This is a genomic window from Streptomyces sp. MI02-7b, from assembly GCF_033793585.1.
Lineage (GTDB): Bacteria > Actinomycetota > Actinomycetes > Streptomycetales > Streptomycetaceae > Actinacidiphila.
On the sequence record NZ_JARAWX010000028.1, the window covers coordinates 61,911 to 87,512 of the forward strand.

At 68.5% G+C, this 25,602-nt stretch carries 21 protein-coding genes; 7 read left to right on the forward strand and 14 right to left on the reverse strand.

The features are described 5' to 3' along the window. Positions 1–101 precede the first annotated feature (101 nt). From PV364_RS33965 to PV364_RS33985, 5 genes are all read right to left on the reverse strand, one after another. Positions 102–2,333: a cell division protein FtsK gene (locus PV364_RS33965; protein ID WP_319664496.1), complete on the reverse strand. Its 2,232-nt coding sequence runs from the start codon at positions 2,331–2,333 to the stop codon at positions 102–104. An 84-nt stretch (positions 2,334–2,417) separates the two neighbouring features. Then, on the reverse strand, positions 2,418–2,759 hold the full coding sequence (locus PV364_RS33970) for an RRQRL motif-containing zinc-binding protein (protein WP_319664499.1): 342 nt from the start codon (positions 2,757–2,759) through the stop codon (positions 2,418–2,420). Continuing rightward, positions 2,756–3,370, reverse strand: a complete 615-nt coding sequence (locus PV364_RS33975) for a GGDEF domain-containing protein (RefSeq protein ID WP_319664500.1) — start codon at positions 3,368–3,370, stop codon at positions 2,756–2,758. Before PV364_RS33975 ends, PV364_RS33970 begins: the two co-directional genes overlap by 4 nt. Continuing rightward, entirely contained in the window at positions 3,367–4,485 is a 1,119-nt protein-coding gene (locus PV364_RS33980) for a conjugal transfer protein (RefSeq protein ID WP_319664501.1), read from the reverse strand. The genes PV364_RS33975 and PV364_RS33980 overlap by 4 nt, the downstream gene beginning before the upstream one ends. Further along, positions 4,482–4,772 (reverse strand): hypothetical protein, encoded by a 291-nt coding sequence (locus tag PV364_RS33985; protein WP_319664549.1) that lies wholly within the window; start codon positions 4,770–4,772, stop codon positions 4,482–4,484. The genes PV364_RS33980 and PV364_RS33985 overlap by 4 nt, the downstream gene beginning before the upstream one ends. 729 nt (positions 4,773–5,501) lie before the next feature. Here PV364_RS33985 and PV364_RS33990 point away from each other — a divergent pair. The 4 genes from PV364_RS33990 (at position 5,502) to PV364_RS34005 (ending at position 9,718) form a co-directional block, all read left to right on the forward strand. Continuing rightward, positions 5,502–6,872 (forward strand): hypothetical protein, encoded by a 1,371-nt coding sequence (locus PV364_RS33990; protein ID WP_319664502.1) that lies wholly within the window; start codon positions 5,502–5,504, stop codon positions 6,870–6,872. Between the two features lie 52 nt (positions 6,873–6,924). After that, complete coding sequence (locus tag PV364_RS33995; protein ID WP_319664503.1) at positions 6,925–7,677, forward strand: DUF5677 domain-containing protein; 753 nt, start codon at positions 6,925–6,927, stop codon at positions 7,675–7,677. Positions 7,678–7,867: 190 nt separating this feature from the next. Then, a complete protein-coding gene (locus PV364_RS34000; protein ID WP_319664505.1) occupies positions 7,868–8,557 on the forward strand; it encodes a hypothetical protein in 690 nt (229 codons plus the stop codon). A gap of 27 nt (positions 8,558–8,584) precedes the next feature. After that, the gene (locus PV364_RS34005) at positions 8,585–9,718 is read left to right on the forward strand and encodes an IS630 family transposase (protein ID WP_319664506.1); all 1,134 of its coding nucleotides are present in this window, start codon (positions 8,585–8,587) and stop codon (positions 9,716–9,718) included. 7 nt (positions 9,719–9,725) lie between these two features. On the opposite strand, the gene PV364_RS34010 is transcribed toward PV364_RS34005, so the two are convergent. The 3 genes from PV364_RS34010 to PV364_RS34020 form a co-directional block, all read right to left on the reverse strand. Beyond that, entirely contained in the window at positions 9,726–10,628 is a 903-nt protein-coding gene (locus PV364_RS34010) for an aminoglycoside phosphotransferase family protein (protein WP_319664507.1), read from the reverse strand. Beyond that, the gene (locus PV364_RS34015) at positions 10,625–11,077 is read right to left on the reverse strand and encodes a GntR family transcriptional regulator (protein WP_319664508.1); all 453 of its coding nucleotides are present in this window, start codon (positions 11,075–11,077) and stop codon (positions 10,625–10,627) included. The genes PV364_RS34010 and PV364_RS34015 overlap by 4 nt, the downstream gene beginning before the upstream one ends. Positions 11,078–11,199: 122 nt before the next feature. Next, positions 11,200–12,933: an AIPR family protein gene (locus PV364_RS34020; protein WP_319664509.1), complete on the reverse strand. Its 1,734-nt coding sequence runs from the start codon at positions 12,931–12,933 to the stop codon at positions 11,200–11,202. 419 nt (positions 12,934–13,352) lie between these two features. On the opposite strand from PV364_RS34020, the gene PV364_RS34025 reads away from it, so the two are divergent. Continuing rightward, positions 13,353–13,679, forward strand: a complete 327-nt coding sequence (locus PV364_RS34025) for a hypothetical protein (RefSeq protein ID WP_319664511.1) — start codon at positions 13,353–13,355, stop codon at positions 13,677–13,679. 63 nt (positions 13,680–13,742) lie between these two features. Here the strand turns inward: PV364_RS34025 and PV364_RS34030 are convergent, their stop codons facing one another. Beyond that, complete coding sequence (locus PV364_RS34030; RefSeq protein WP_319664512.1) at positions 13,743–14,258, reverse strand: hypothetical protein; 516 nt, start codon at positions 14,256–14,258, stop codon at positions 13,743–13,745. A gap of 990 nt (positions 14,259–15,248) precedes the next feature. Here PV364_RS34030 and PV364_RS34035 point away from each other — a divergent pair. Then, positions 15,249–15,938: a hypothetical protein gene (locus PV364_RS34035; protein WP_319664513.1), complete on the forward strand. Its 690-nt coding sequence runs from the start codon at positions 15,249–15,251 to the stop codon at positions 15,936–15,938. 332 nt (positions 15,939–16,270) lie between these two features. Further along, positions 16,271–17,074 carry a hypothetical protein gene (locus PV364_RS34040; protein WP_319664515.1) on the forward strand — a complete coding sequence of 268 codons (804 nt, stop codon included), beginning with the start codon at positions 16,271–16,273 and terminating at the stop codon, positions 17,072–17,074. Between the two features lie 289 nt (positions 17,075–17,363). Here the strand turns inward: PV364_RS34040 and PV364_RS34045 are convergent, their stop codons facing one another. The 5 genes from PV364_RS34045 to PV364_RS34065 all read right to left on the reverse strand — a co-directional run bounded on the left by PV364_RS34045 (position 17,364) and on the right by PV364_RS34065 (position 25,518). Then, entirely contained in the window at positions 17,364–18,800 is a 1,437-nt protein-coding gene (locus PV364_RS34045) for a PA14 domain-containing protein (protein WP_319664516.1), read from the reverse strand. 216 nt (positions 18,801–19,016) lie between these two features. After that, a complete protein-coding gene (locus PV364_RS34050) occupies positions 19,017–21,347 on the reverse strand; it encodes a xanthine dehydrogenase family protein molybdopterin-binding subunit (RefSeq protein ID WP_415924638.1) in 2,331 nt (776 codons plus the stop codon). Positions 21,348–21,408: 61 nt separating this feature from the next. Then, complete coding sequence (locus tag PV364_RS34055; RefSeq protein ID WP_415924639.1) at positions 21,409–22,677, reverse strand: 2Fe-2S iron-sulfur cluster-binding protein; 1,269 nt, start codon at positions 22,675–22,677, stop codon at positions 21,409–21,411. Further along, positions 22,674–23,567 carry an FAD binding domain-containing protein gene (locus PV364_RS34060; protein ID WP_319664517.1) on the reverse strand — a complete coding sequence of 298 codons (894 nt, stop codon included), beginning with the start codon at positions 23,565–23,567 and terminating at the stop codon, positions 22,674–22,676. Before PV364_RS34060 ends, PV364_RS34055 begins: the two co-directional genes overlap by 4 nt. A 262-nt stretch (positions 23,568–23,829) precedes the next feature. Next, positions 23,830–25,518 (reverse strand): beta-N-acetylhexosaminidase, encoded by a 1,689-nt coding sequence (locus PV364_RS34065; protein WP_319664518.1) that lies wholly within the window; start codon positions 25,516–25,518, stop codon positions 23,830–23,832. Positions 25,519–25,602: the final 84 nt, after the last annotated feature.

The window sequence follows — 25,602 nt, forward strand, 5'->3', positions numbered from 1 at the left end:
GGGCCGCTACGCGCTAGCGACCTGATCAGGTCCCGTTTGGGTCGCTAGCAGGGTTGCTACCGGTAGCGACGCCAGCCGCTACCGGTAGCACCCTCCGCGACCTATCCGGCATCCCTCTTCCGGTTGCGCTCCGTAATCGCGGTGGCGATGTCGTCCCGCTTGATGCCGCGCTTGTTGACCTGTCCCTCGCCGTCGATGCGTCGGCTGATCTGCACGGTGCCGATACCGAACGGCTTGAGCGCGGCGGTGAGCGCTTCGGCCTTGGGCTTGGACTCCAGCTCTGCCCACGGGCCGTAGACGTCCGGGCGCAGGTCGGCGAGCCGGTCCACGATGGTCTCGGACCACACCTTGGCCTCGCCCTTGCCGAGCACGGCGGCGACGTCGTCAAGGATCGTCGCGGACGTCTCCGGTGCCGGGGCCTCGCCAGCCGCGTCGCCGGACAGCGTCCCTTCGGCCTCGCGCAAGGCAGCAGCGCGGGTCAGGATGCGGTCGGCGTCGCGGCCGTCGGCGAGGTAGGTACGCACGATCCCGGAGTCGTCGGACATGCCCTTGAGCAGCCCGACGCCCTTGTGGGACTTCAGCAGCTTGGACGCGTCCAGCCCCTCCGAGTACGAGCCGGCACCGAGGATGGTGTCCGAGACCTGGTAGGCGCCGACCCGCAGGGCGAACCGGGCCTGATGCTGGTCACGCAGCTCCGACGGGCATGCCTTGTCGTCCGGCTTCTGCGTCGCGGTCATCACCGAGACGCCGACGGCCGGGGCGACGCGGGCGAGGTAGACCATCAGGGCCAGGATCTCCTTGCCGTGCTCGGGGTGGGTCAGGTACTCCTGCACCTCATCCACCACGAACAGCGTCAGGGGCATGTTCAGCTTCTTGTCCCGGCTGATCTCCGGGGTGAGCTTGCCCTCCGGGCAGACGTGCAGCGGTAGTTCCGACAGCCGGTGGTATCGGTCCTCGACGTCCGCCTTCAGCTCCCGCAGCGAGGTCAGGAGGTGCTGAACCGGGTCGACCCCGTTCTTCGGCACGATCCCGAACCCGATGCGGTGGGCGACCTTGGCGAACATGCGCCAGTCCGGTGACGCCTTGCCGTCGAACACGTACAGCCGCACGTACGGGTCCAACGCGGCGGCCAGCGCGATCGCGCGGGCGGAGAACGTCTTGCCCTGACGCGGCACGGCGCCGACCAGCAGGGACAGCCACAGCATCGTGGCCATGACCGGGTTGCCCCGCTCGTCCACGCCCCACGGGAAGGGCTTCCAGAAGTCCACCCGCGTCGCCCCCAGCAGCGGCGACTTGCCCGACGGAACGGCGAGCGGGTCACGGTCGGCGATCCAGTACGACACCCGCCGCCCGCTTGTCTCGTCCTTGTCGAGGAAGAGTTGGGTCGGGGCGATGTCCATGCCAGAGGCGAGACGGGCGTGAGCCTTCACGGCGTCCTCGAACGTCTTGCCGTACGGCAGGTCCACCACGACCCGCCACCCGTCGCCGTCACGGCCGATCGGGCGCGGGAACGCGATGGTCTGATCCTTGGTGGTCAGCCCGGACGCCTCATGGGCGCGGATGACGATGTCGGAGGACAGCCGCCGCTTGCGGAACGTCACCTTGGCCATGTCGATGAGCGGCCGGTCGGCCGGCGCCCCGGCCGCACCGAGGGTGGTGGTCAGCGTCGCCACGGCCAGCATGAGCAGCCACGACGGCGCCATGACGTACAGGGTCAGCGCGGCGGCCAGACCGATGAAACCGCCGATCGTGGCCACGATCCCCCGCAGCCGGACGCGGTCGTTGCGCTGCCGCGACAGCTTCAGGTACTCGCCCGCGTCCTCGTTCGCCACGGCGGCAAGCCGCAACGTCTTGCCCTCTGCGTCGAAGACCCACCGGCCGATCGCGGTCGACCACCGCCACGCGCCGCGCGGCGAGTACATGCAGATCTTCGGCGTGTAGACCAGCGGCAGGCGAAGCGCGTGATAGCCGGCCACGGCCGAGTAGTGCCGCACAGCCCACTTGCGGACGGCCGTGCGCTGGTCAGGCAGCTTCACCCAGTCCGGCAGCACCGGCAGACGGGCCTTGTCCTTGGCCTGCATCCATTCCGCCGCCGAGGGCGGGTAGACCTCGCGCGGCGGGTCGACCGGCGTCCCCTCCGACAGGCCGTCGGCCTCCGGGTCGTCGGTGTCGGGGAGTTCGGCCTCCCACTCCCCCGGCTTCACCACACCCTCGCCCGGCGCGGCCGGGGCGGGGGTGGTCGTCTTCTTCAGCGGGAACGGCAGCACGTCTGCCGTCGGCTGTTCGGTGCCCTCCGGATCCCCGGCGGGCGTGAACGTGGTGGACTCAGTCACGATGTACCTACTCCTTTGGGAGTCGAAGGGTCCGGCCGGCTTGCTGTAGAAGGTCGGGCGGCCGGACCCGGGATTCAGGACGGCTCAAGCGACGCGCTGTTCTTCGGGATAGGCGCAGGTCACGCAGGTTCCGAGCGTGGGCGGGATGACGTATCCGGCATCCCGGCGGCACGCGGGACAGGTGCGGCGGGCTGCATTGGCCTTGGCGAGCGCCGCCCACCGTGCCGGGGTCATCGGTCGGACTGGTTTCGCGAGGTCGACGCGGTACAGGTAGGCGACCAGGGGCGGGCGGCCCCGCCGCCGGGGGCGTTCGAGCTGGGCAGCGACGCCCTGTCCGCCGGGGCGCAGGTCGCAGGCCCGTAGTTGACGGCGGGTGGCGTAGCCGTCCGGGGCGAGGTGCCACCGGAAGACCGGCAGCGCGCTCATGCCGCGCCGCGCCGTCCGGGACGGCGACCGGCAACCGACTCCAGCAGCCGTCCGAGACGGGCCCGGCGAGGACCGGACCGGCCGGACCGCTTGGCCGCGTACATGGCTTCATCAGCGCGGCGCAGCAGCGCTGACAGGTCCTCACCCGGGTGGTCGGCGGCCCGTACCCACCCCAGCGACACCGTGGTGTGCACTGCGGCGGCGGTGTCGACCGGCCGGGCGAGGACGCGGGCGAGGGTGTGCAGCCGATCGGGCATCGTGCCTTCGTGGTCGATGACGACGGCGGCGAATTCATCCCCGCCAAGTCGTCCCACGACACCGCCGGGGGTGGTGCCGTGGGCGAGACGGGCGGCGACTGTGGCGAGCAGGGCATCACCGGCCGCGTGGCCGTGGGTGTCGTTGACCTGCTTGAAGTGGTCGACGTCCGCCAGCACGACCACGGCGCGCGGGTCGCGCAGCAGACGGCGGGCCCGCCGGGTGAACGCCTCCCGCGTCCACAAGCCGGTCAGCGGGTCACAGCGGGCCGTGGTCAGCCGTGCGTGCAGCCACCGGGCATGGACCGCCCACCCGAGAGCCGGCACGACCGGTAAGAGCGCGGCGAGGGTACTCACGGCGTCACCGCCCCGGCGGCGCGTTCGGCAAGAAGGGCGTCCCGCAGCATGCGGGCGTTGGCGGGCGAGGTGCGCAGGGCCCGGCGGATACCCTCCCCGGTCACCTGCGCGTCCGGGAGACCTGCCGTCGCCTTCCGCGCTTCCGCCATGAGCTGTTCGGGCGTGCGGCGGGGGCGGGTCGATTTCGCGGCGGCCGGGACACGGCCTGTCGCGCGGCACGGTGCGGTCGACGCGGCCAGGACCGAACGGGCGGGCGCCGGGGCAATCGGGACCGGCTTCACCGTCGCGACGACGGCGGGCATCGGCTTCATGCCAGTGCCCGACTTTCCGAGATCGACCGGCACCGGGTCGGGCACCGTAAGCCGTGTCAGGACGACCGTGGGCGTGCTCGATCCGCGCAGGTCAGAGATAGACCGTTCTCGACTACTTCCCGCTGATTCCTCCCCATTTGTGACTGCTGGAGAGATCGGGGTGGCGGCGCCGAACATCGAGGCGAGGGCAGCGTCCGCGCCGCCGGTGATCCGGTCACGCTGGACATCCAGCAGCCTCGATCCGAGCGTGGTGTCCCCGACCCCGACCTTCCGGGCCAAACGCCACGACGCCCGATCGGACCGCTTCCGCACCCGATCCACCGGGTGGTGGGCGGCACGCGCCCGGTGGTAGGCGAGGGCCTGCACGATGTCGGCCGTGCGCCGTTCGTTCTCCGCGTCGCGGCCGTCGGTGTGGACGACGATCCGGCGGGCCAGGAACGCCATGCCCTCAGCCGAGACGGACATGCCCATCGGGGTCAGTGCGTAGACGACCGTGCGGCCCGGGTCCGGCGCGGCCATGGCGCCCATGACAGCGGCGGCGGCCGGCAACGCCCATAGCCCCGCCCGCACGACGCGCGGCGAGGACTGGCCCAGCATGGTCAGTCCCAGCAGGACCAGAGCAAGCACAGCCGTGGCACCCTCACCGGCACCGAGCGCACCGAGCGCGGTCCCCGTGCCGTAGGCGTGGCCGATGTTGCTGTACGTACCGATACCGCCGACCACGCCCGTGGCGAGCATGGGCACGAACGCGGCCGTCAGAACACCGACCTGCACTTTCGACAGGCGGTTGCGGGTCTCGCTCATGCCGCTTCCCCCGTCCCCGCCCGGTAGCCGCGAACGGCGCGCAGGAACGGCACCGTACGGGTCAGCGCGTCGGCGTACAGGGCGTCCCAACCGGCGATCTCGTCACCGGCCTCCGCCTCCGCCCGCAGGTCGGCGAGGACGTCACGGGCCACGTCCTCACGGGCCGCTCGCTCGTCGTCCGTCTCGGACTCCAGGGGACCCCGGAACAGGTCGACGTCGATACCGAGCGCCAGTTCCGCGAACTCAAAGTCGCCGTAGGCTTCCTGGCCGGCGACGTATGTGCGCATTCGCATGGTGGATCTCTCCTCTGACTACGTCGGGATAGGGAGACCGGAAGCGGCGCGTTGTCCTTGTCCGGGAGTGCGCCGCACCGGCAATCAGGGGCCAACACCGCAGGAAGCGACAGGCCACGCGCCCCGGGCGGAATCCGATTCCGCGCCCTTCACGGCAGGTTGCCGGGGCTGTAGAAGTGGAGCCGAGGACTTCACCGGACGCCGTCGCCACGGCCTACCGGTCCCGACCCTCGAACTGTCGGGGCACCCTGTTCGCACTGCTCGGTGCCAGCAGAACGACCACCAACCAGGGCCCCAACGGGACACGGGAAGCGGTCGGCGACGGTCATCACCCGGCCGTCACGGGGACGGGGGCCAGCCCCGTCAAGCTCACAACACTCTGTTGAGTTCTCAAGGAGCCGGCGCTTCCTTCGAACCCCTTTCGAGGGCCCTCCGGGCGCTGCACGGACGGCGTACACTCCCCACATCATTGCGTGGTGTGTATTACCTACCACTCACGTTGGCAGATGGATTCCGCGCCGTCAACCCGGGGCTTTCGACTCGGACCCGTCGGCCCTCTCGTGCGGTGGTGGTTCAACTGTCCCCAGATGGAGCGGACTTCGGGAGCGTGTACTTGGGGGTGCACTCGTGCACTCCGACGTGCAAACCCTCTGCATCGTGGCCCTGACCTGCGTAGAGTGACGATGAGTCAAGCTGCTACTACGGCCGCTCTCTGGGGGTTCGATGGCAGACCGGAACGCCGGACTGGCCGCGCTCATGCAGGAAGCCGACTTCTCTCACAAGTCCCTTGCTCGCGCGGTGGTCACCGCTGCCGCTCAGTCAGGCGAGGACGTCACCTGTGACCACACGTACGTGACCAGGTGGCTCAAGGGCTCCATCCCGCGCGGCAAGATGCCGCAGTTCATTGCCGACGCGATCGGGCGCAAGGTGGGGCGTCGCCTCACGATCGATGACATCGGGATGGGTGACGCGGCAGTGTCGGCCGTGCAGCCTGAGTTGGGGCTTGACTTCGCGGACAGGCCGGAGAGCACGGCCGAGACCGTGGCCGACCTCTGGCGTGCCGACCTTGCCGACGCTGAGACGCTGGTTCGGGCCCTGCCGGATTCTGCGGCTTGGAACACCGCCTCCCTCCGCTGGATCGTGGCCCCTCCGGACGGAGAGCTGACGCGGACAGGTAACTGGGCGGTTGGCGCGGTGGACGTGGACATGGTGCGCTCGACAGCCGACGCGTTCAGCATGCTCGACGGCAAGTTCGGCGGTGGCCATGCCCGGCGGGCGCTGATTCAGTACCTGCACACGGATGTCCGGCCGATGCTCGATGGGAAGTACTCCGACGACGTGGGCAGGCAACTGCACTCAGCCGTGGCGGAAGCGCTCCTACTCGCCGGTTGGATGTCGTACGACAGCGGCCTTCACGGCATCGCTCAGAGGTACCTCATCCAGGCACTACGCATGACGCAAGCGGCCGGTAACAGGCTTCTCGGCGGAAGCATCTTGTCCGCCATGAGTCATCAGGCCACGTTCCTGGGGCGGTACCAGGACGCTGCGACGCTCGCCCGTGCCGCGTACACAGGTCCGGGTCCTGCCCTGGGGCCGACCATGGCCGCACAGTTCCGCGCGATGGAGGCACGGGCACTCGCCCGACTCGGCGATGAACGGGGCTGCGACCTGGCCCTTGTGGAGGCGGAACTCAAGCTCAGCCAGCGGACGGCCGACAGCGACCCGTCGTACATCGCATACTTCGACGAAGTGGAGCTTGCAGCCGAGATAGGCCACTGCTTCCGTGATCTGGGGCGCTCCGTTGAAGCCGCAGAGCGGGGCACCGGCTCCATCTTCGGCGACGGCCTGAACAACCGGAGCGACTTCTTCGCAATGATGGTTCAGGCTGAGGCATACATCAACCAAGGGGAAATCGGCCGCGGGTGTGATGTCGCTCTGAGCGCGCTGCGACTCGGAGAGGGGTTGAAGTCGGCGCGCTGCGTCCAGTACGTTCGCGAGTTTCAAGGGCGCGTCACGGACGGAATGAGGGGGGCCACGGAGTTCCGCGCATTCGAGGAACAGGCACGTGGGTTCCGCCTATGGCAACAGGTGTGACGATCTCGAAAAATGATGGCGCTCAAAGTCATGGGCTCGCCATGATGGCTCAGTGACAGAACCTGACCCGAGAGACGACCTGATCCGTCTCGAAAACTTGATCACGGGTGACCTGCACACCCGCATCGACCCCACGAACCGGGCCGCAGTCATCGGATGGGGTCTCTTCTTTGCAGCAGCGCACCAGGTGCGCGCGATCCTCACGCTGCACCAGGCCGGCGCGTGCGGAGCTGCATCCCCCAATCGGCGGAGCGCACTGGAACACGCGATCACCCTGCGGTGGTGCGTCGACCAGGGAGACCGGATAGGCGATATCTACAACCGAAAGCTGCGTGGCGATCAGATCCAACTGGCCAAAGCTCTTAAGGCGGACGGAACTAAGGACCGCTACCAGGACGCCTACGAGGTCATGACACAGACTGTAAAGACAGTCAATGAAACAATTTTGGCGGATCCAAATGAGCGTCTAGTCAAGATCGAGAACCTGGTTAAGGGCTACGGCCTCACGAAAGAATGGAGCTTCTACACGGTAGAGTCTCGCTTCACGCATCCAACGCCCACGGGCGTACAGATGTTCTTCAAGGACGACGGTGAAGCGTTCCACGTGAGCCAAGCGCCGATCCACGAGGAGATCGTGCCGTGCCGGCTGTACTGCCTGTGGATCCTCCACGCGGCAATGCTCGCCTTCAATGAGGTGCTGCAAGGCAAGCCATGGTCGGCCGAGCTTGAGGAGGTCGCCAAGGAGTACGGGTTCATGATTACGTTGCCGCAGTGGCAGGGGCCTGAAGATTTGCATGCCCACTGAGTCGATAGGGCCAACGTAGCGGCAGATCCGCTAGTGCCGCATCAGGCAACGTTCGCCCTGACCCGGCTCTAGGGAACCGGTCTGGCTCACCTGTTGTAGGAGTTGTCGGTGGCGGCTGCCAAGCTGGCGCCGATAACTCCGCTCGCAGTGATCAACTGGGGTTCCGATGCCTGATGAACAACCAAGGTCCGTGCTGTCCTCGGTCGGCTTCGACGCCGCGTGGTGCGCCACCGACCTCGGCGAGTACCGCGCCTGCCGTTACACCTATGAGCGCTACCCGTACGAGAGCCTGCCGCCGCTCGACTCCAGCCAGTTCACAGGCGCTTTCCAGTGGCTCGGTGGCACCCGAGGCCTGGACCCTGAGCAGGTCGCGAAGCTCAACGACTTGGCGGGGGATCTGGCGGCCAGGAGCCTGTCTCTGCCGCAGGACTTCGTCACTTTCCAGACCAGTGCGAATCTGTACGGCTCCCTGGACGAGGTCGCGGTGACTGGCTGCTGGACCGACATCTCGCAACCACTACCCAGTCCGGTCGAGCCTGGTTCCTTCCTCGTGCGATTCCTGCGGGATCAGCAAGACTGCGTCATCTGGTACCTCTACCTTCGCTCCTCCGGCGAGGCGTTCGTGGTGCACTCCCACCTCGACTACGAATACGAGTACGAGGCTCAGCGTGACGGGGAGGAGACAGAGAGCGACCCCGATGACGCGGAGGAGCAGCTGGCCGCGATCCTCTGGTGTGCACCGTCGTTCGAGGAGTTCGCCCATCGCTTCTGGATCGAGAACCGTCTTTGGCATGCGGTCAACGGCGGCGACGTGTCCCAGCTCGAACCGCAGCTGCGTAACTACTTGCATCACTACGCACCCCCTAAGGTTTCCGCATGACGGCATGTCAGGCGCGATCATGTGCAGGTGGCAGAACGAGTACGCGTCCGCGAGATCGATGACGACGAAGGCAAGCGCCTGCTGCGGATTGTGCGCCGGGGCACGGGGTCGGTGGTGACCTGGCGGCGAGCCCAGATGGTCCTGCTGTCCGCCCAGGGCATGTCCGTGGCGAGGATCGTCGAGGTGACGTTCACCAGCGCGGACCGGGTCCGGGACGTGATCCACGACTTCAACGCCGACGGCTTCGAGTGCCTCTACCCGAAGTACAAGGGAGGTCGGCCCAAGACGTTCACGCTCCCGGAACGTCGTGAGATCAAGAAGATCGCCAAGTCCAGGCCGGACGAGCACGGTCTGCCGTTCTCGACCTGGAGCCTGGTCAAGCTGGTCGACTTCCTGGTCGCCGAGGGGGTGGTCGACGACATCAGCTATGAGGGCCTTCGGGTCCTGCTCCGCGAGGAGGGCGTCTCGTTTCAACGCGTGAAGACCTGGAAGACCTCCCGCGACCCCGACTACCAGGCCAAGAAAGCTCGGGTTGAGCACCTCTACGCCATCGCCGACGGCGAGGTCATACCCGAGCCTGGCGAACCCGAAGTCATCTTCTGCATGGACGAGTTCGGCCCGCTCAACCTCCAACCCCACCCCGGGCGACAGTGGGCCGAACGCAGCGGTAAGCACAAGGACCCCGAGCGGGAGCCCAGGCCGAGGCGGCGGGCGACCTACACCCGCCCACACGGGGTGAGGCACCTGTTCGCCGCCTACAACCTGGGCGGGGACAAGCTCTACGGTCACATCAAGAAGACCAAGAACCGCTCGAAGTTCCTGGAGTTCTGCCGCTACCTGCGCAGCCTCCACACCGCCGACGTGCGCATCGCCATCGTGTGCGACAACTACTCCCCGCACCTGACCACCAAGCGATGCCGCCGGGTCGCGGACTGGGCCGAGGCCAACAACGTCGAGATCGCCTACACCCCGACCAACTCTTCCTGGCTCAACCGCATCGAGGCCCAGTTCACCGCTCTGCGCTACTTCACCCTTGACGGCACCGACCACGCCAGCCACAGAGAGCAGGGCAGCATGATCCGCCGCTACATCATCTGGCGGAACAAGAACGCCGCCAACGAGCGCCTCCGCGAGCTCGTCGACAGGGCAAACGTTGCCTGATGCGGCACTAGAAAGGCGCCCAATCCCGGCGAGAGCCACCCGAGCGTAGGCTTTCGACCCGCTTCTCAACTTCCTCGGCCGCGCGCGGATTGGTCCCGGCGTTTTGCGAGAGCCACGTGATCATCAGCAGTTCACGGATGCTCCGGAGAACGGTGTACCCGGACCATTCCCGCACGTCGAACCCATACCCGGTGACAAAATCGGCGTACTCAGATTCTGTGTGCCAACCGAAGCTGTCGTAGTACATGGCGGTCTGCATCAGGTCCCACTCTCGGGGGCCCGTGACGAAACCGTCCAGGTCGACGATCTTGGGACGACCGTCGGCGTCACGCAGGACGTTGCCGACGTTGAAATCACCGTGCAGGTGACCCGCCGGAAACGCAAACCTGAGACGGTCGTACTCAGCCGCCAAATCATCGACCAAGGACCGGAGAAACGCGCGCGTGGCGTCCGGAATGGCAGCACGCTTCAAGCGCTGAGCGACCTTGTCAAAAGGCTGAAGGGGCGGGAGCAAAAAAGGCGGCGGCTTCAAGTCGTGAAGCCGCCGCAACAGCACACCCATTTCACCCGTACTCGCGTACGTGTCTCCGTTGGCGAGACCTGCCCAAAACGTTACCGGATGGCCCTGAACGACGACCGGCTGTTCGGCCCCCGTAACGAGTCGAGCCGCCGGGTATCCCTCGGCCGCGAGCCATTCAGCTACGGCCACTTCTCTCCGTACGGAGGGAAGCCGATCAGGACTCCGGCCGACCCGGGACACGATACGGCCGCCGTCCAGGCGGAACACCACGTGGTCGCCGAACCGCAGTATCTCGATTCCGTCCGGGTCAACGTCCGCGACCTCGCACGCCTGGCGGAGGATGGCGCTCGCCGCATTAGCGTCGAACTCGGTTCGTTCGGTCGTCGTCATACGGTCTGAGTCCCCCGTCCGACCGGCAACGCACGTACTTCCCGCCCTCTCGCGGCAGCCTTGCCGATGAGTCCTTGCCCCTCCATCTGCGCGATGGCAGAGCGGACTGCCGTCCTGGATGCCCCGAACCGCTCGCACAACTCCTTCTCAGTGGGGAAGCGGTCTCCAACGCCGAGTCCATCGGCCCTCAGCAGGTCAGTAACCTTTTCCACGAGCGGCCGGCGGTCTCCGCTGCCTGCCACGAACCACCCGGCACCCTGCATCGATTCGATGATGCCTTCAGCCTTGAGCGCGGCGAGCGCCCGTTCGATGGTGCTGCGACTCACGCTGTACTGGCTCATGAGCGCAGACTGGGACGGCAACGCTTCCGTGATCTCGCCCTTACCGATCTTGTGGCGTAGCGATTTCGAGACCTCCAGGTAAGTACCTCGCGGACTGCCCTGCGACACGTGGCTTCCTCTCTCCGCACTGCGAGCACCGATCCGTGCCCCGCCTCTAGCTTGGCACGACAGGCCGACGGCCGAAGAGGCAAGGGAGAGCTACCGACGCTGGCACCTCAGTGCAAGTGGCATCAATGCTCAATTTTGAAGCGCCGCATCACAATCGTGGCTTGACGCAGCTTGGTGGTGAAATCGTCACTGCGGGCTACCTTGTCAATCCCTTGAGTCCTGTTCCCCCTAAGGGCACTACGGTATTCACGATCTAGAAGGTTTATCATCACGCTCAGAAGGGCGTCCGTCAGGTGCTCGCTTCTGATGTTCAGGAGATCCTTCTGCGTTGGCCTCCGCAAGCGAGTAAGGGTAAAGCTACTCATGTACGCTATGTGATACCTCCAGTTCTCGATCGTGTCGCCCAACAACGGTCGATCCTGAGAATAATCCACCAGAAACTCACTGATGCGCCTATGCACATCTAGGACTAGGCGGTATAGATCGATATCAATTTCGCCCGAAAATACCTTGTCATAGTGAGAGTCCCCAAGAAGGTATGTTTCCGAATGCTTAAGGGACGCATGCGGCTCCCCTAGAACGAAAGCCGTGTATTCCCGAGCCAATCGCGACATGCTGACCACTTGATCCAGCGAGACGCCTAGATTCTTGTAGTAATTTGCCCTCCGCTCATAGTGGTATCCGTAGCGGGTGAGCGCTTCCTCAAGGTCTTTCTGGATTTTCTCAGTGGCACGCAACGCGCCCGGCGGAAGCTCAGTCTGGCTGTTGGTCGCACGAATGATGACATCTCTTGCGCGCCCCGAGGACGGCGGGACTATAATCCGAACGAGTATTGAGCGGTCATTATGGTGGCCAGAACTCTGGAAGTGATTGAAGATCTCGTGACTCGTCTGCAACCCGTTTACGATCTGAGGGTTGGTGACGACAACCTTCTTCCCGGCAATCCTGACTTCTTCAGCAACAATGGTGACGCCGTTATTGAACCACCAGAAATCTTCTCGATGGTTAGATTTCAGCGTTCCCTCGATTGCAGTGTTGACCGCGGTGCGTCCCGCATAATCGCGTACGTTAGATTCGAACAACTCAAGGCGCAGCGCATCATTAGGAGAGGTGATGAAGTTATAGTACTCATCGAGGCGCACCAAGCAAATATAACCTTCGCCGAGCGATGTACTCATTGGCGTCTCGATGAATGCCATTTCGATAACAGTTGATGCACCGCGACCCGAGAGTTCCCTGAGCTCTGCCGCCCCCAGGTACTCTACATGGCATTTGGTTCGCGATGCGACTTTCTCCAGTTCCCGGGCAAGCCTGTTCCCCTTCGCTTTAACGTTGGGGTGCGGGGGATCCACCGAACGACTGGCATATATGACCCGGATCGAAATCTCTTGGAAGGAGGAGGCTAGGGCCTCCAGGACATTGAGAAACCTGCCGGTGCGATCCAGCAGTTTAGCGTTTGTCGCGTCGGCGAGCTCCTTGGCGTTGCGGTCCATATCGAAAAGCAGTGGGAGATGGTAGTGCAGTTTTTCGAAAGCCTGCTCCTGATACCCCGACGAAGTCTTAGCCTGCAGGATTACGAGCTGTATCTTCTTTCCTCGAAAGTTCGTGTGGCGATCAATATTGGCAGACATGTACCGATCGTCAACGAAAACCCAGAGGCCATCGACGCCGCAGTCATGAGATCCGTCGACTATCCCATCACGAAGTTCATCAATATCCAGATCAAAATCCTGTAGAGCCGCACTCGCCGCGAAGTAGTTAAAAAAGTCGTCCATTTTTTGATTCGGAGCAAGCAGGCGCCTCTTGTCCTCAAGGACGCGGTCGAGCAGGCGTTGATCGTTACTATTCACAGCCATCTGCGAGGCCCCCCTCGTGCGATATACCTATGTGAATCGTCAACAGCCATCTTGGCGACGAGAGGCCCAGTGGGCAAGGTGGCATGCTCAACCTGGCCGTCGGGCGTACTGCAACAGAGGTAGGCGGCTTGGCACTTGAACACTCCAAGACCTGCGACGCCACCCCCACGCCTCAGATGACGGAGCAACCAGAACTCTTAAGCAGGCTGGCCAGCCGGAACCGACGCCGGAGACCCCGAGTGCGTGTCACTTCGACCGTGCAGTGCATCATCCGGAGCAGCACCTTCCGACGGCAGATGGAAGCCTGGCACGACAACATGTGGCTTGGGCCCATCCTCGCGCGGCCGCAGGTCTCGTCAGGGGTTGGCTCGCACCGCCTCAGTTCCCGGCTACGCCGGTCGCCGGCAGTAGCGAGCACCATGTTCAGCAAGAAGAAGCCCAGCGGGGGCCGGTCGGGCGGTTGCCTAGCCAGTCCGACGGGTATCGCGATCGCTATGAGCTCTAACCACAAGGAAGAACGGCTCCGCCTCAGGAGCGGCCTGGAAGCCGCGATCCGGGACGTGGACTACAGCTCTGCCCACGAGGCAGCCCAGAACCTCTGCTCCAGCGTGTACGAAGTAATCCCCGTCGACTTGCATGACCTCGTGCACGATGCGGTCATGGCTGGCTATGCATCTGCGCTGCGGGATCTGGCGGCAGGGAAGTTGGACGATCGGGTACGTGAGCGATCAACCTTGCTCGACTAGCGTCCTGAGCCGTGGAAGCGTGACGAGCAGCGACCAGCGATACCCATTGGCGACCGCATCGCCTTACCCGTCTGCGGATGTGGCCAGGGACTTTCGCGCTTCCTTCAGGTAGTGGTCCAGTGCCACCCTGATGTCGTGGGTATAGTCATTACCGAAGCCGACGGGGCGACCGTCGTCGTGTACGTCTCCACCACTGGCATTCCAGACGAAGGCTTGATGGTGCAGGTCGCTGAAGGCTTCCACGGTCTTGTTCGCAGCCTCACTTACCACCTCGGGACCTTCCAGGCTCACCGCCGCGAGGGCCCGTTGCAACACAGAGCGGTGCTGGTCGATCGTGTACTCAATACGCCCCCCGTCGGCCTCTTGCGTCTCCTCCTCCCAGAGGTCGGCAAGCGCATTGAGGGCCTCACGGCAAGCCAACAGGAAGTCGCTGTACGTTCGTTTCCGGGGCTCGCGGAGCTGTAGCTGAGCCTCTGATTTCGTCTGTCTCTTGGCCTGCCGATATGTGATCCATGTGCCGCCCAGCGACACGGCCCCAGCAATACCGCCTGCAAGCACAGCCGAAGTTCCAGCATCCATAGCGCCCCTCCCACGCGACCACTTCGTTCGCGGACGCCTCAGAATCCCACGACCCTTGTGTCAGCCGGCAACTCCTGGCTCTGCTCCGTCTCAGTTTCCGTCTCGTTCCTCTCAGTCCAGCCCGGTTCCCGACGGTTCGCTGAGGTCGAACTCGCCGAGCAGGCGCCCCCTGGCGTACCGAGATGAACGGCTCCAAACGGTCCGTGGCCAGCCCGGACAAACCTGCAAAGCGGTGGCGGTGCTCAGCGTTTGATGCGTTCGCGGATGGCGAGTACGTCGAGGGCCAGGGGTGGGTTCGAGGAGGGGAGCGGGGCCGTCTGTGCGTCGGCAAAGGGCAATCTCGGGCCACAACGACGCCCCACACACGACTGGCAGCCGATCGCGGCGTCTGGCTGTGGACGAACTCGGACTGCCGCACCGCCGTAAGGAGCTCCTCCTCGGACCCCTGACGAGGCGGCCTATCTCGAACTCCGAGGTGCCGGCGTCGTCATGGTTCACTGCGGGCGGTCGTTCCCTCCGTCCGAAATGATCAGAAACCGCCACCTTCCATCGCCGCTCGCGGAGTTCCATCATGGGGGCGGTGTCTCTGGGCGCCGGGGGCGGCCTTCGCGGGGACATCGCTGCGCCGGGGGCCGGTCTCGACGGGGGGAGAGTATGGCGGTCTCACTCGGGGTGCGCGTCGGTGGACTGCTCCTTGCGGCAGCGTTGACGGTCATGACAACTGGCTGCGACTCGGACAGTGACCCCGCCGCCGTCCCTGGCGGCGGGGCGCCGGGAAGCTTGGACGCAGGCGACTCCGATAGCCAACTGCCCACGTGGCAGCCGTCGGACGTCGGCTCCTCCGGACCCTCGGCGTCCGGCTCGGGGTCCACGTCCGCCGGGTCATCCGCAAGCTCCGGTGGCTCCCGGCACGGGAAGGGTGGGGGACACATCGAGGGGCCCGCCTGGCTGCCGCTCGGCCCGCGCTCGCCCAACACCAATCAGGCAATCATGCCCGAAAGCGTCTACGACGAACTGCGTACTCCCGAGCGGTGCAGCGACGGGCTGAACGCCATTCCCCAGGAGGAGAGTCTGCCCCCAAACTGGATGGTGCTGCGTGGACTTGCCCATGCCTGTCTGGCGATTCAGGGCTTCGGTGGCTGGCACTTGGCAGCCGAGGACTACGCGGCACTCACCGGTCGGCTCAACGGCTGCAAGTTTCTCGCGGCCTATGACGCCCTAGGTCGACTGCTCGCCTTTCACCGCGCCCACCCCGGCGTCACCGTGCGGCCTCGGACCTCCGACGGAGGTGCAGCCGCGTGTGACTTCGCGATCGAAAGCGTGGACGCGGGCGGCAGCTCGCAGGCCTACCCGGGTGCGACTGTCCGGCTCGAATTGCACGGCGCCTTCTTCTATCCGACCTCACTGAGGACGAACGGCGAGATTCTGCTGGACCATGACCTTTCCCCCGCCATCCAGACGCTGGAGTGGTCCGGTGACCGGATCACCGTGACCTTCCTGGCCCCCGAGGGGCTGGACTCGTATCCGCAGACCTTCGACGTCACCGTCAGGTACATGAAAACTGAGATCACGGCACCGGACGCCCTGACCATCCTGGACCCCGCGTCGGTCCCCCAGACCCTCGCGCCCTCCGGCCTGGCGGGCACCCTTAAGGCACCCGCCTTCGCGGTGGCCCGGTGACCAGGCATGGCGGACCGCGCAGACCGCGCCTGGCACGCATGGGGCCAGCGCGCACCCGCGCCCGGCATCTGCGCGCGGCAATCGGGCGACGTCGGCGCCCGGCCGCCCCCCAGCCCCGAAGAGCGGACACCGTACCCGGACCTGCCGGCGTCCCTCAGCCACCGCCGTCCGCCGACCCGGCGTCTGGCCCCTCCGGCGATCCCGCGCCCGGACCAGACGATCCGTCACCGCCCGGCACGCCCTCACCCCCAGACCCACGGTCGCCCGGCGGAGCGCCCGAGGCGCCAACCGCGCCGAAGTGGGGCGAAGTCATCGGCACTGCTGGTTCCTTGTTGTCGCTCTTCACCGCCGTGCTGTTCTACTTCGGCTGGGCAAGCACCGACGCGGAGACCCGGGCTCTGGGGCTGCAGGACACCCTCTTTCACTTCTCCACCGCCGACTACCTACTCCGCAGTGTGGACGCGCTGTATCTTCCCGTGCTGACTCTGGCCGCGGCTTCCCTCGCGGCGATGGCCGGACACGAGTGGCTGCGGCACGATCCCGAACGGGGTGAGCGGGCGCTGCGGCTGATGCGCCACGCATGGGTGCCAGCAGTGCTGCTTGTGCCGTTCTCGCAATTCGTGCCCGCCCTTTTCGATCTGCTCCTGCCGCTTGCGGCACTCGTCGGGGCGCTGCTCACCGCATACGCCCGCACACGGCGGCGCCGCGGCCAGGACGCATCGATGGGCACGGCGGGACGCCCGCGGGCGGTGCTGATGTGGGCTCCGGCCCTGCTGGTCGCGGTGGTCGCGCTGTTCTGGGCGGTGTACGCGTACGCCGGGATCGTCGGCCGCGGCCGGGCCGCCGAGACGGCCGCCACGGTCGACGATGGGTTCCCGGCGGTCGTGGTCTTCAGTCGTCAGGACCTACTCATCCGGGGCGGCGGTAGCTGCGCCTCGGCAGTCGCGGTCAAGGACAGCCCCTACCGCTTCCGATACGCAGGACTGCGACTCTTCTACGTCTCGGGCGACCGTCTGTTCCTCGTACCTCGCCACTGGGCGCCGTGGAACGGCACCCTGTACGTCGTACGAGAGGACTCTGGGCTGCGGGTCGAATATGTGAGCGGACGGGATTACCGAACCCAGGAGTGCCCCTAGCTGGGGAGTAGGTGAGCATCGCACGGCGTTGAATGCCGTCTCAGTTTCCGTCTCATTCATCGCAAGACGCAGCTGTCCAGGGACGTTCGAGCAGCTCAGCCACTCACGACTACGTACGGGAACGAACCTCAGCGGACGGACCCGAAGCATGCTCTGACCAGCGTGGACAAACCTGCAAATCGAGTTACGTGGGTTCGATTCCCGCCACGGCCTCCACAGACCGGCGGACGTACGGGTGGCACCCCCGTGGGGTGCCACCCGTACCTACCGACCTCAGGTCCGCCGGCCGTCAGCCGGCAGCCGGCGTGAACGTCCGGATGTCGCCGGCGGGCGAGTAGTTGCCGGCCGCGTCATAGGAGCGGGCCCGGTACTCGTAGGTGCTGCCGGCGGTCAGGGTGTCGCAGACGCCGGCGGTGGCGTAGCCGGAGCGCGGGTCGTACCCCGAGTGCAGGACCACCGACCAGTCGCTCGTCCCGGCCGTCCGGCGCTCGATCTCGAACCCGTCGAAGTCGCGGATCGGAGCCGGCGTGTAGTCGGTCGCGGTCGCGCGGACGCCGCCCGCGCAGGCGCTCAGGGACAGCTCGGGAGCCCGCTGCGGAGCGATGCCGTCGGGGATGGGGAGCCAGAGCTCGTTGGTGGCGTTGGCGTCGAGCATGTAGGAGCCCTCACCGTAAGTAGTGGTACCGCCGTCGTTGGTGACGAGGACGCGGTAGTAGCGCCACTCACCGTCGGCCACGACGGGACCGGTGGTCCAGGTGTTCTCCGTGGTGGTGCCGATCCGGACCCACCTGGTGTAGCCGTCCGCCCCCTCGTCGTAGCTCAGGACCGTGTAGTGGTTGAACTGCGGCTCGGTGTTGAGCGGCCACTTCAGGGTGACCTTGCCGGTCGCGCTGCTGTACGTACCGGTCAGGGAGGACACCACGGGCAGCGGGCGGACGATGGTGTCCGCACTGCCCGAGGAGGTGTTGCCCGCCTTGTCCTTGGCGCGCACCTCGTAGTAGTAGGCGGTGCGGTCGTCGGGGTTGACGAGGGGGTCGGTGCAGCTGCGGGCGGTGGTCGTGCTGACCCTCGTCCAGGCGGTGGAGGTGACGGGCCGCCGGTAGAGGGAGTAATTCGCCAGATCCATCTCCTTGTTGGCGGCCCAGGAGACGGTGGTCTTGCGGGTCTTGGTGTTGTACACGGTCTTCACGCCGGTGGGGGCAAGCGGCTTCGTCCTGTCGTACGTCGCCGACGTACGGGGCGCGTAGGTGAACTTGACCTTGGCGGCGCCGGTCCAGTTCGCATAGTCGACGCGCAGGGTGTGCTTGCCCGAGGGCACCGTGAGGTTGACGCCCTTGGAGCGGGCGGTGTCGCCGGTGCCCTTCCACAGGTCGATCTTCCGCACGCCGTCCAGGTAGACACGGACGCCGTCGGTGGCGGACGCGGTGAACGTGAAGGGCCCGCCTGAGCCGAAGTCACGCGTCACCGACCAGCGGACGCCGAAGTTGTTCGACGGCAGTCCGGCGGCCGGGCTGCCGGACCAGCTCTCGCTGACGGCGCTGTCGCAGTCCGTCCGCGCGGGGGAGCCGGAGAGCGCGGTGTTCTTGTAGAACGTGCGCTTGTAGACGTTCGTCGAACACGCGGCGTCGGCGGCCGAAGCCTGCGGGGCGACGGTCACCAGACCGCCGGCGGCGAGGAGGGAAAGGGCGCCGCCGACCAGGGCGGCGACGGATCTCTTGTGCTGCACGGGGGCCTTTCGTCATAGGCAGGTAAAGACGTACAGCGCCAAGACTCGCGAGGGGGGGCAAGGGTTGCACGGCTCGGACATGTGTGTGCTGCGACGGGGACAGCGCCGTCGGGAACTGCCGGGAGGGCAGGCGCCGCGCCGGCGCCGAGTCGGTCCGCGGTCTCGTTCTCTCCCGCGGCCGGCGGGACGGCGCGGCAGTCTCCCGCACGCGGCAGGTCACGCCTGGGGCCGGACCACCGCGTGCTGGGGGCGGATCGGCAGGCGGCTGACCGGGCGGCCGGTGGCGGCGCGGACGGCGGAGGCCACGGCGGCCGGGGAGACGACGACCGGGACGGCGCTGGCGGCCTTGGCGCCGAAGGGCGCGAGGACGTCGCGTTCCTCGACCAGGCTGACGATGCGCACCGCGGGGGCGTCCAGGGCCGTGGGAAGCGTGTAGCCGGTGAGGTTGGGCCGCTTGACGATGCCGCGGGGGGCGCGCAGGTCCTCCATGAGGGCCATGCCGACGCCCTGGGTGACGCCGGCCTCGATGCGGGCCCGCAGCTGCGCGGGGTTGAGGACCCGGCCGACGTCCTGTGCGACGGCCATCTCCACGACCCGGACCGCGCCGAGTTCGATGTCGACGTCGACCACCGCGCGCACCGCGCAGAACGCCAGGCCGACGAACGCGTCGCCCTGGCCGGTCTCGTCGAGCCGGTCGGTGGGGTGCGGACGGCACTGTGCGGTGGCCCACAGTTCCTTGCCTGCCAGCTCCTCCTCGACGGTGGTGGAGAGCACACCGTCGTACGAGGTGATCTTGCCGTCGGCGATGGAGAGCAGCTCCGCCGACATGCCGAACTTCCCGGCGAGCGGCTGGAGGAGCTGGGTGCGCACCATCTTGGCGGCGCGTTCGACGGCCCCGCCGGAGACCCAGGTGTGCCGGCCGCGCGCGGCGGCGCCCGCCGGGGGCTGGTCGGTGTCGGAGGGCAGGACGCGGACGTCCTCGATGCCGAGGACCTCCTGCACGATCTGCCGTGCCAGGGTGGCGAAGCCCTGGCCGGTGTCGACGGCGGCGCAGATGACGGTGGCGGCGCCGTCGTGCACGCGCACGGTGGCGGTGGAGACCTCGTCGGTGCCCTCGGCGCCGAGCATGTGCACCATGCCCAGCGCGTAGCCCACGCCGCGGCGCACGGCGCCCGGTTCGCCGGCGCCCTCCAGGCCGCCGGGGAGCAGCCATTCCGACTCGTCGTCGTCCACCGGCAGCGGCGGCAGGTCGGCGTCGCGGACGGCCTTCAGCAGCTCGCCGACGGGCGCCGGGCAGGTGACGGACTGCCCGGTGGGCAGCAGGTCTCCGGTGGCCATGACGTTGCGCATGCGGATCTCGGCCTGGTCCAGGCCGAGTCTGGCGGCGAGCTTGTCCATCTGGCCCTCGTAGGCCGCGCAGACCTGCATCGCGCCCTCGCCCCGTACGTGGCCCGACGGCGGGTTGTTGGTGCGCACCGCCCAGCCCTCGACGAAGACGTGCGGGACGACGTAGGGGCCGGCGGCGAAGGCCACCGCGGCGGCCAGGGCGTCGGAGGAGGTGTCGGCGTACGCGCCCGCGTCCAGCAGCACCTGGGCCTCGACCTTGACCAGCCGGCCCTCGGAGTCGGCGTGGTGGCGGTAGCGCAGCAGCGTGGGGTGGCGGTGGCTGTGGCTGAGGAAGGACTCCTCACGGGTGGCCACGAACTTCACCGGGCAGCCGGTCTTCAGCGCCAGCAGCCCGAGCGGGATCTGCACGCCGGAGTCCTCGCGGTCACCCATCGCGCCGGGCACGCCGGTGACCACGACCTTCACCCGGTCCTGCTCCAGGCCGAAGCATGCGGCGGCCAGGTCGCGGTCGGTGTGCGGGTCGGTGGAGGCGACGTACAGCTCGACGCCGCCGTCGGGGCGGGGCACGGCGAGGCCGGCCTCGGCGCCGATCGGGGCGGGGTCCTGGCGGCCCACCCGGTACAGGCCCTCGACGATGACCTCGCCGACCGCGTCCGGGTCGCCGAACTGCAGCGGGATGTGCCGGATCAGGTTGCCGTCGGGGTGCAGCGGGGGCGCCGAGAAGGCCCGTTCGGGGTCGATGACGGGTTCCAGGACCTCGTACTCGACCTGGATGGCGGCGGCGGCCAGCCGGGCGGTGTCGGGGTGGTCGGCGGCCACGGCGGCGATGGCCTCGCCGTGGTGCCGGACGGTGTCCTTGGCGAAGACCGGACGGTCGGCGACACGGCGGCCGTGCATGGCGTCGCCGGGCACGTCCTGGTGGGTCACCACGGCCCGCACGCCGGGCATCGCGACGGCCTCCGCGGTGTCGATGGAGACGATGCGCGCGTGCGGGTGCGGGGAGCGCAGCACGGCCGCCCACAGCAGGCCCTCGGCCCACAGGTCGGCCGCGTACGGGTAGGTGCCCTGGGTCTTGGCGGTCGCGTCGGCGGCGGCCAGGGACGCGCCGATGCCGTGGGGGTGCGCGTCGGCGGGCGTCTCGGCGGCGGCCGCCGAGGTGCCCATGGCCGGAGTGGCCGTCGCGGCGTCGGGGCCCGTCATCGCGCGTACCTTTCGCTGCCGCGAGGGGTGAGGGGGTGCGGGGTGCGGTGGCTGTGCGGGGTCACGCCGGGCCTCCGGTGGAGGGGCGCGGGTGCGGGACGCGGGCGGACTCCGCGGCCGGTTCGCCGTCGGCGCCGTCGGCCGCCTCCGCGGCCTCGTCGCGCTCCGCGACGACCGTGCGGACTGCCTCCAGGACCCCCTGGTAGCCGCTGCAGCGGCAGAGGTTGCCGCTGATGGCCTGCCGGGTCTCCAGCTCGCTGGGGCGGTGGTTGCCCTCCAGCAGGTCGTGCACGGTCATCGCCATGCCCGGGATGCAGAAGCCGCACTGCACGGCCCCGCACTCGGCGAGCGCCCGCTGCACGTCCGAGGGCCGGCCGTCGACGGACAGCCCCTCGACGGTGCGGACGTCGGAGCCCGCGGCGGTCGCCGCGGGCACCAGGCAGGAGGCGACGAGCCGGCCGTCGACCTTGACCGAGCAGGCGCCGCACTCGCCCTGCTCGCAGCCGTCCTTGGCGCCGGCCAGGCCCAGCCGCTCGCGCAGGACGTAGAGCAGGGACTCGCCGAGCCACGCGTCGGTGACGGGGCGGTCGGTGCCGTTGACGTTGAGGACGTAGGAGGCCAGCGGGTGCTCGCTGTGCGGGTCGCCGGACTCGCCGGCCCCGCCGGTCCCGGGTTCGGCCCCGGCGTCGTCGGTGCCGGGGTCCCCGGGCTCCTCGTGGGGAACGGGCTCCGCGGCCGCGGGCGGGGTGGGCGCGGTGTCGGGCAGCCGGTACTCGCCGGACTCCTCCGCGGTGCCGTCCGGGGCGAGCGGCAGCTTCCACTGGCCGGTGGCGTCGGGCGGCAGGGACCAGCCCTCGGAGCGCGGCGGCGGTGCCTGCGGGGCGGCTCCGGGCGACCAGGGGGCGGGCTCGGGGGCGGAGGCGAAGGCCCCCACCGAGTACTCGCCCGAGTCGCCCGCGTCTGCGGTCTCGTCGGGGCGTTCCTCGCGCACCACGGGGATGGCCCAGGTGGTCGCCGGGTCGTCGCCCGGCGCCGGCGCGGCGGGTCCCGCGGTGCCCACCGTGACGGGGATGTCGGCGGGGCCCTGCGGGGGCTGCGGAGCGTAGCCGTGGCCTGGGGCGGCGAGCGGGTCGGCCCCGGGTTCGGCCATGGACAGCTGGGCGGCGAAGGAGACGTGCATGGTCTGGTCGGCGTCGTACTCGCCGTGGGGCACGGGCTGCCACACACCGTGCCCGGGGGCGAATCCCCCGGCCTCCGGGCCGGCGGTCCCCAGGGGGGGCTGGTCGGTCATACGCCCGTCCGATGTCCTGTCGTCGTACTCGTCGCTCATGCCAGTGCCCTCCCCAGCGCACGGCGGGCCAGTGCGGCCACCGTACGCCGCAGCTGGAGGGCGGCGGCGGGCAGTTCGGGGGCCGGGGTCCCGTCCGGGGCCGGCAGGGGGTCGGGGATGCAGGCGGCGGCGGTGTACTCGCCGAAGGCCGTGAGGGCTTCGGGCGCCAGCGTCCGCTCGCCGTCCCAGTCGATCAGCCCGGCGACCCAGCGTTCGGCTTCGAGCGGCCGCAGCGGCACCGGTGCGACAGCTCCCACCGCGCAGCGTACGCCCCGGCGGGCCGGGTCGAGGACGACGGCGACGGAGGCGATCGCGCGGCCGGGCCCGGTGCGGCCGGTGGCCTTGAGGAAGGTCTGCGGCGCGTGCAGCAGCGGGACCCGTACGTACGCCAGGAGCTCGCCGGGCCGCAGCGGGTCCATGCCGGTGAGCAGGTGGCTGACGGGCAGTTCGCGGTTGCCCTCGGGACCGGCGACGACGACCGAGGCCTCCAGCGCGGCCAGCACGGGCAGCGAGTCGCCGGCGGGTGCGGCGCCGGCGATGTTGCCGCCGAGCGTGCCGGCGTTGCGGATCTGCGGGGGTCCGGCCGCGCGGGAGGCGGCGGCCAGGGCGGGGATGAGCGCGGCGAAGTCCGGGCGGCCCATGCGGGCGTGGGTGAGGCCGGCGCCGAGGAGCGCGGCGCCGTCCGCGTACTGCCAGCCGCGGATCTCGCTGATCCGCCCGAGGCCGACGAGTCCCGCGGGGCGCAGCAGCCCGGCGTTCACGGCCGCCATGAGGTCGGTGCCTCCGGCGACGGGCACGGCGGCGGGCGTGGCGGCCAAGGCCGCCACGGCCTCGTCGAGCGAGGACGGCAACGCGACATTGCGCGTTGCCTGCCGTGCGTACGTGCTCACGCAGCTGCCCCTTCCCCGGCTGTCCGCGGTGCGGTAGCCGTACGGTACGTGCTGACAGCCCGGACGTGGCAACTCTGGCACATCTTCCGGGGTGATCAACGCGAGGGTCGCAAAGGAGAGCCCGCCCTCCGGATGGCAATCCGTCCGCTTTGCACCCTTCTCCATCCTGCGGGGGAAACGGCATCCTTCACGGGTCTTGCGATGATTGACCAACCCACCCTGCCAGCCCCGGGCTTGCCGGGGCCGACGGTTGTGGCCCGGCTCACACGATCGGGGGCGGACCCTCGATCGGGCGTCCGACGACTCCGGGACGCCGCTGCCACGGCAGCGGGCCGCCCGGCGGCCGGTATTCGACCCCCAGTGCGTCAAGTCGCCCGTAGTGGGTGCCCATTCGCGCGACGAAGCCCTCGACGTCCCGCTCGGCGGGTGCGGGCAGCGGACTCCACGCGGTCTCGGCGAACGCGGCCAGCCGCGGGAAGGCCATGTAGTCCACCGCCCGGACCGTGTCCATCGTCTCGGTCCAGATGTTGGCCTGCGCGCCGATCACGTGCGCGGCCTCGCGCGGGCCCAGGCTGTCCGGTACCGGCTCGAAGCGGTAGACGTCCTCCAGGGTGCGGACGTGCGCGATCGGCACCGGCTCGTCGTCGCCCGCGGCCTGCCGCCAGTCCAGGTAGACCTGTGACTCCGGGCACATCACGACGTCGTGGCCCGCGCGGGCGGCCGCGATCCCGCCCTCGTAGCCGCGCCAGGAGGACACCGCCGCGCCCGGCGTGAGGCCGTACTCCGTCGTGTCGTCCCCGGCCGGGGACGGCCCGCGTCCACCGCCCCGGGCGCCGCCCTCCAGGATCTCGTCCCAGCCGATCAGGCGACGGCCGCGGTCGGCCAGCCAGCGGTCGAAGTGCCGGACGAACCAGCTCTGCAGTTCGTCCTCGTCGCGCAGCCCGAGCTCCTTGATCCGGGCCTGGACCACGGCCGAGGCCTTCCACTGGTCCTTGGGGCACTCGTCGCCGCCGATGTGCACGAAGGTCGACGGGAAGAGCGCCAGGACCTCGGTCAGCACGTCCTCGTAGAAGCGCAGGGTGCCCTCGACCGGGGCCAGGACGTTCGGATTGATGCCCCAACCGGTCAGCACCGGCAGGGCGGTGGTGTCGACGACGTCGGTGACGCCGAGTTCGGGGTAGGCGGCGATGGCCGCCTGCGAGTGGCCGGGGATGTCGATCTCGGGGACGACGGTGACGTGCCGCTCGGCGGCGTACGCGACGATCTCGCGGATGTCGTCGTGGGTGTAGAAGCCGCCGTGCGGGCGCTCGTCCCACAGCGGCGACTCGCGCAGGCCCACCTTGGTGCGGGTGCGCCAGGCGCCGACCTCGGTGAGCCTGGGCCGGCGGCGGATCTCCACCCGCCATCCCTGGTCGTCGGTCAGGTGCAGGTGCAGGACGTTGAGTTTGTGCGCCGCCAGCAGGTCGACGTAGCGCAGGACGACGTCCTTGGGCATGAAGTGCCGCGCGACGTCCAGCAGCACCCCGCGCCACGCGAAGCGGGGGGCGTCGGCGATGTCGCAGTACGGCAGGCGCCAGGACCGGCCCGGCAGCGGCGCCCTGCGGTACGCCTCGGGCCCCAGCAGCTGGCGCAGCGTCTGCGCGCCCCAGAACAGCCCCGAGGGCCCTCCGCCGTCGATGCGGACCCCCTGCCCGGGGGCCACCGACAGCCGGTAGCCCTCGGCGCCGAGCTCCGCGGTGACCTCGGGGTCCAGGCGCAGGGTGATCGATCCGTCGCCCCCGCCGTCGCCGGGCAGCAGCGCGAAGCCGGTCGCCGCGCCGAGGACGGACCGCAGCCAGCGGGCGGTCCCCCCGGCCTCGGGGTCCGCGGTCAGCGTCGTGCCGGGGCGCAGCTCGAAGTGACCGATGTCGGCGTGCCGGTGCGCCTCCACGGGCGCCGGGATGAGATCCATGGCGCTCATCCTGCCGGGCGGGGCACGATTGGCATAGACCATTCACGCCATCTTGGCGCCCGCGCTACCCGCGGTCCCGGTGCC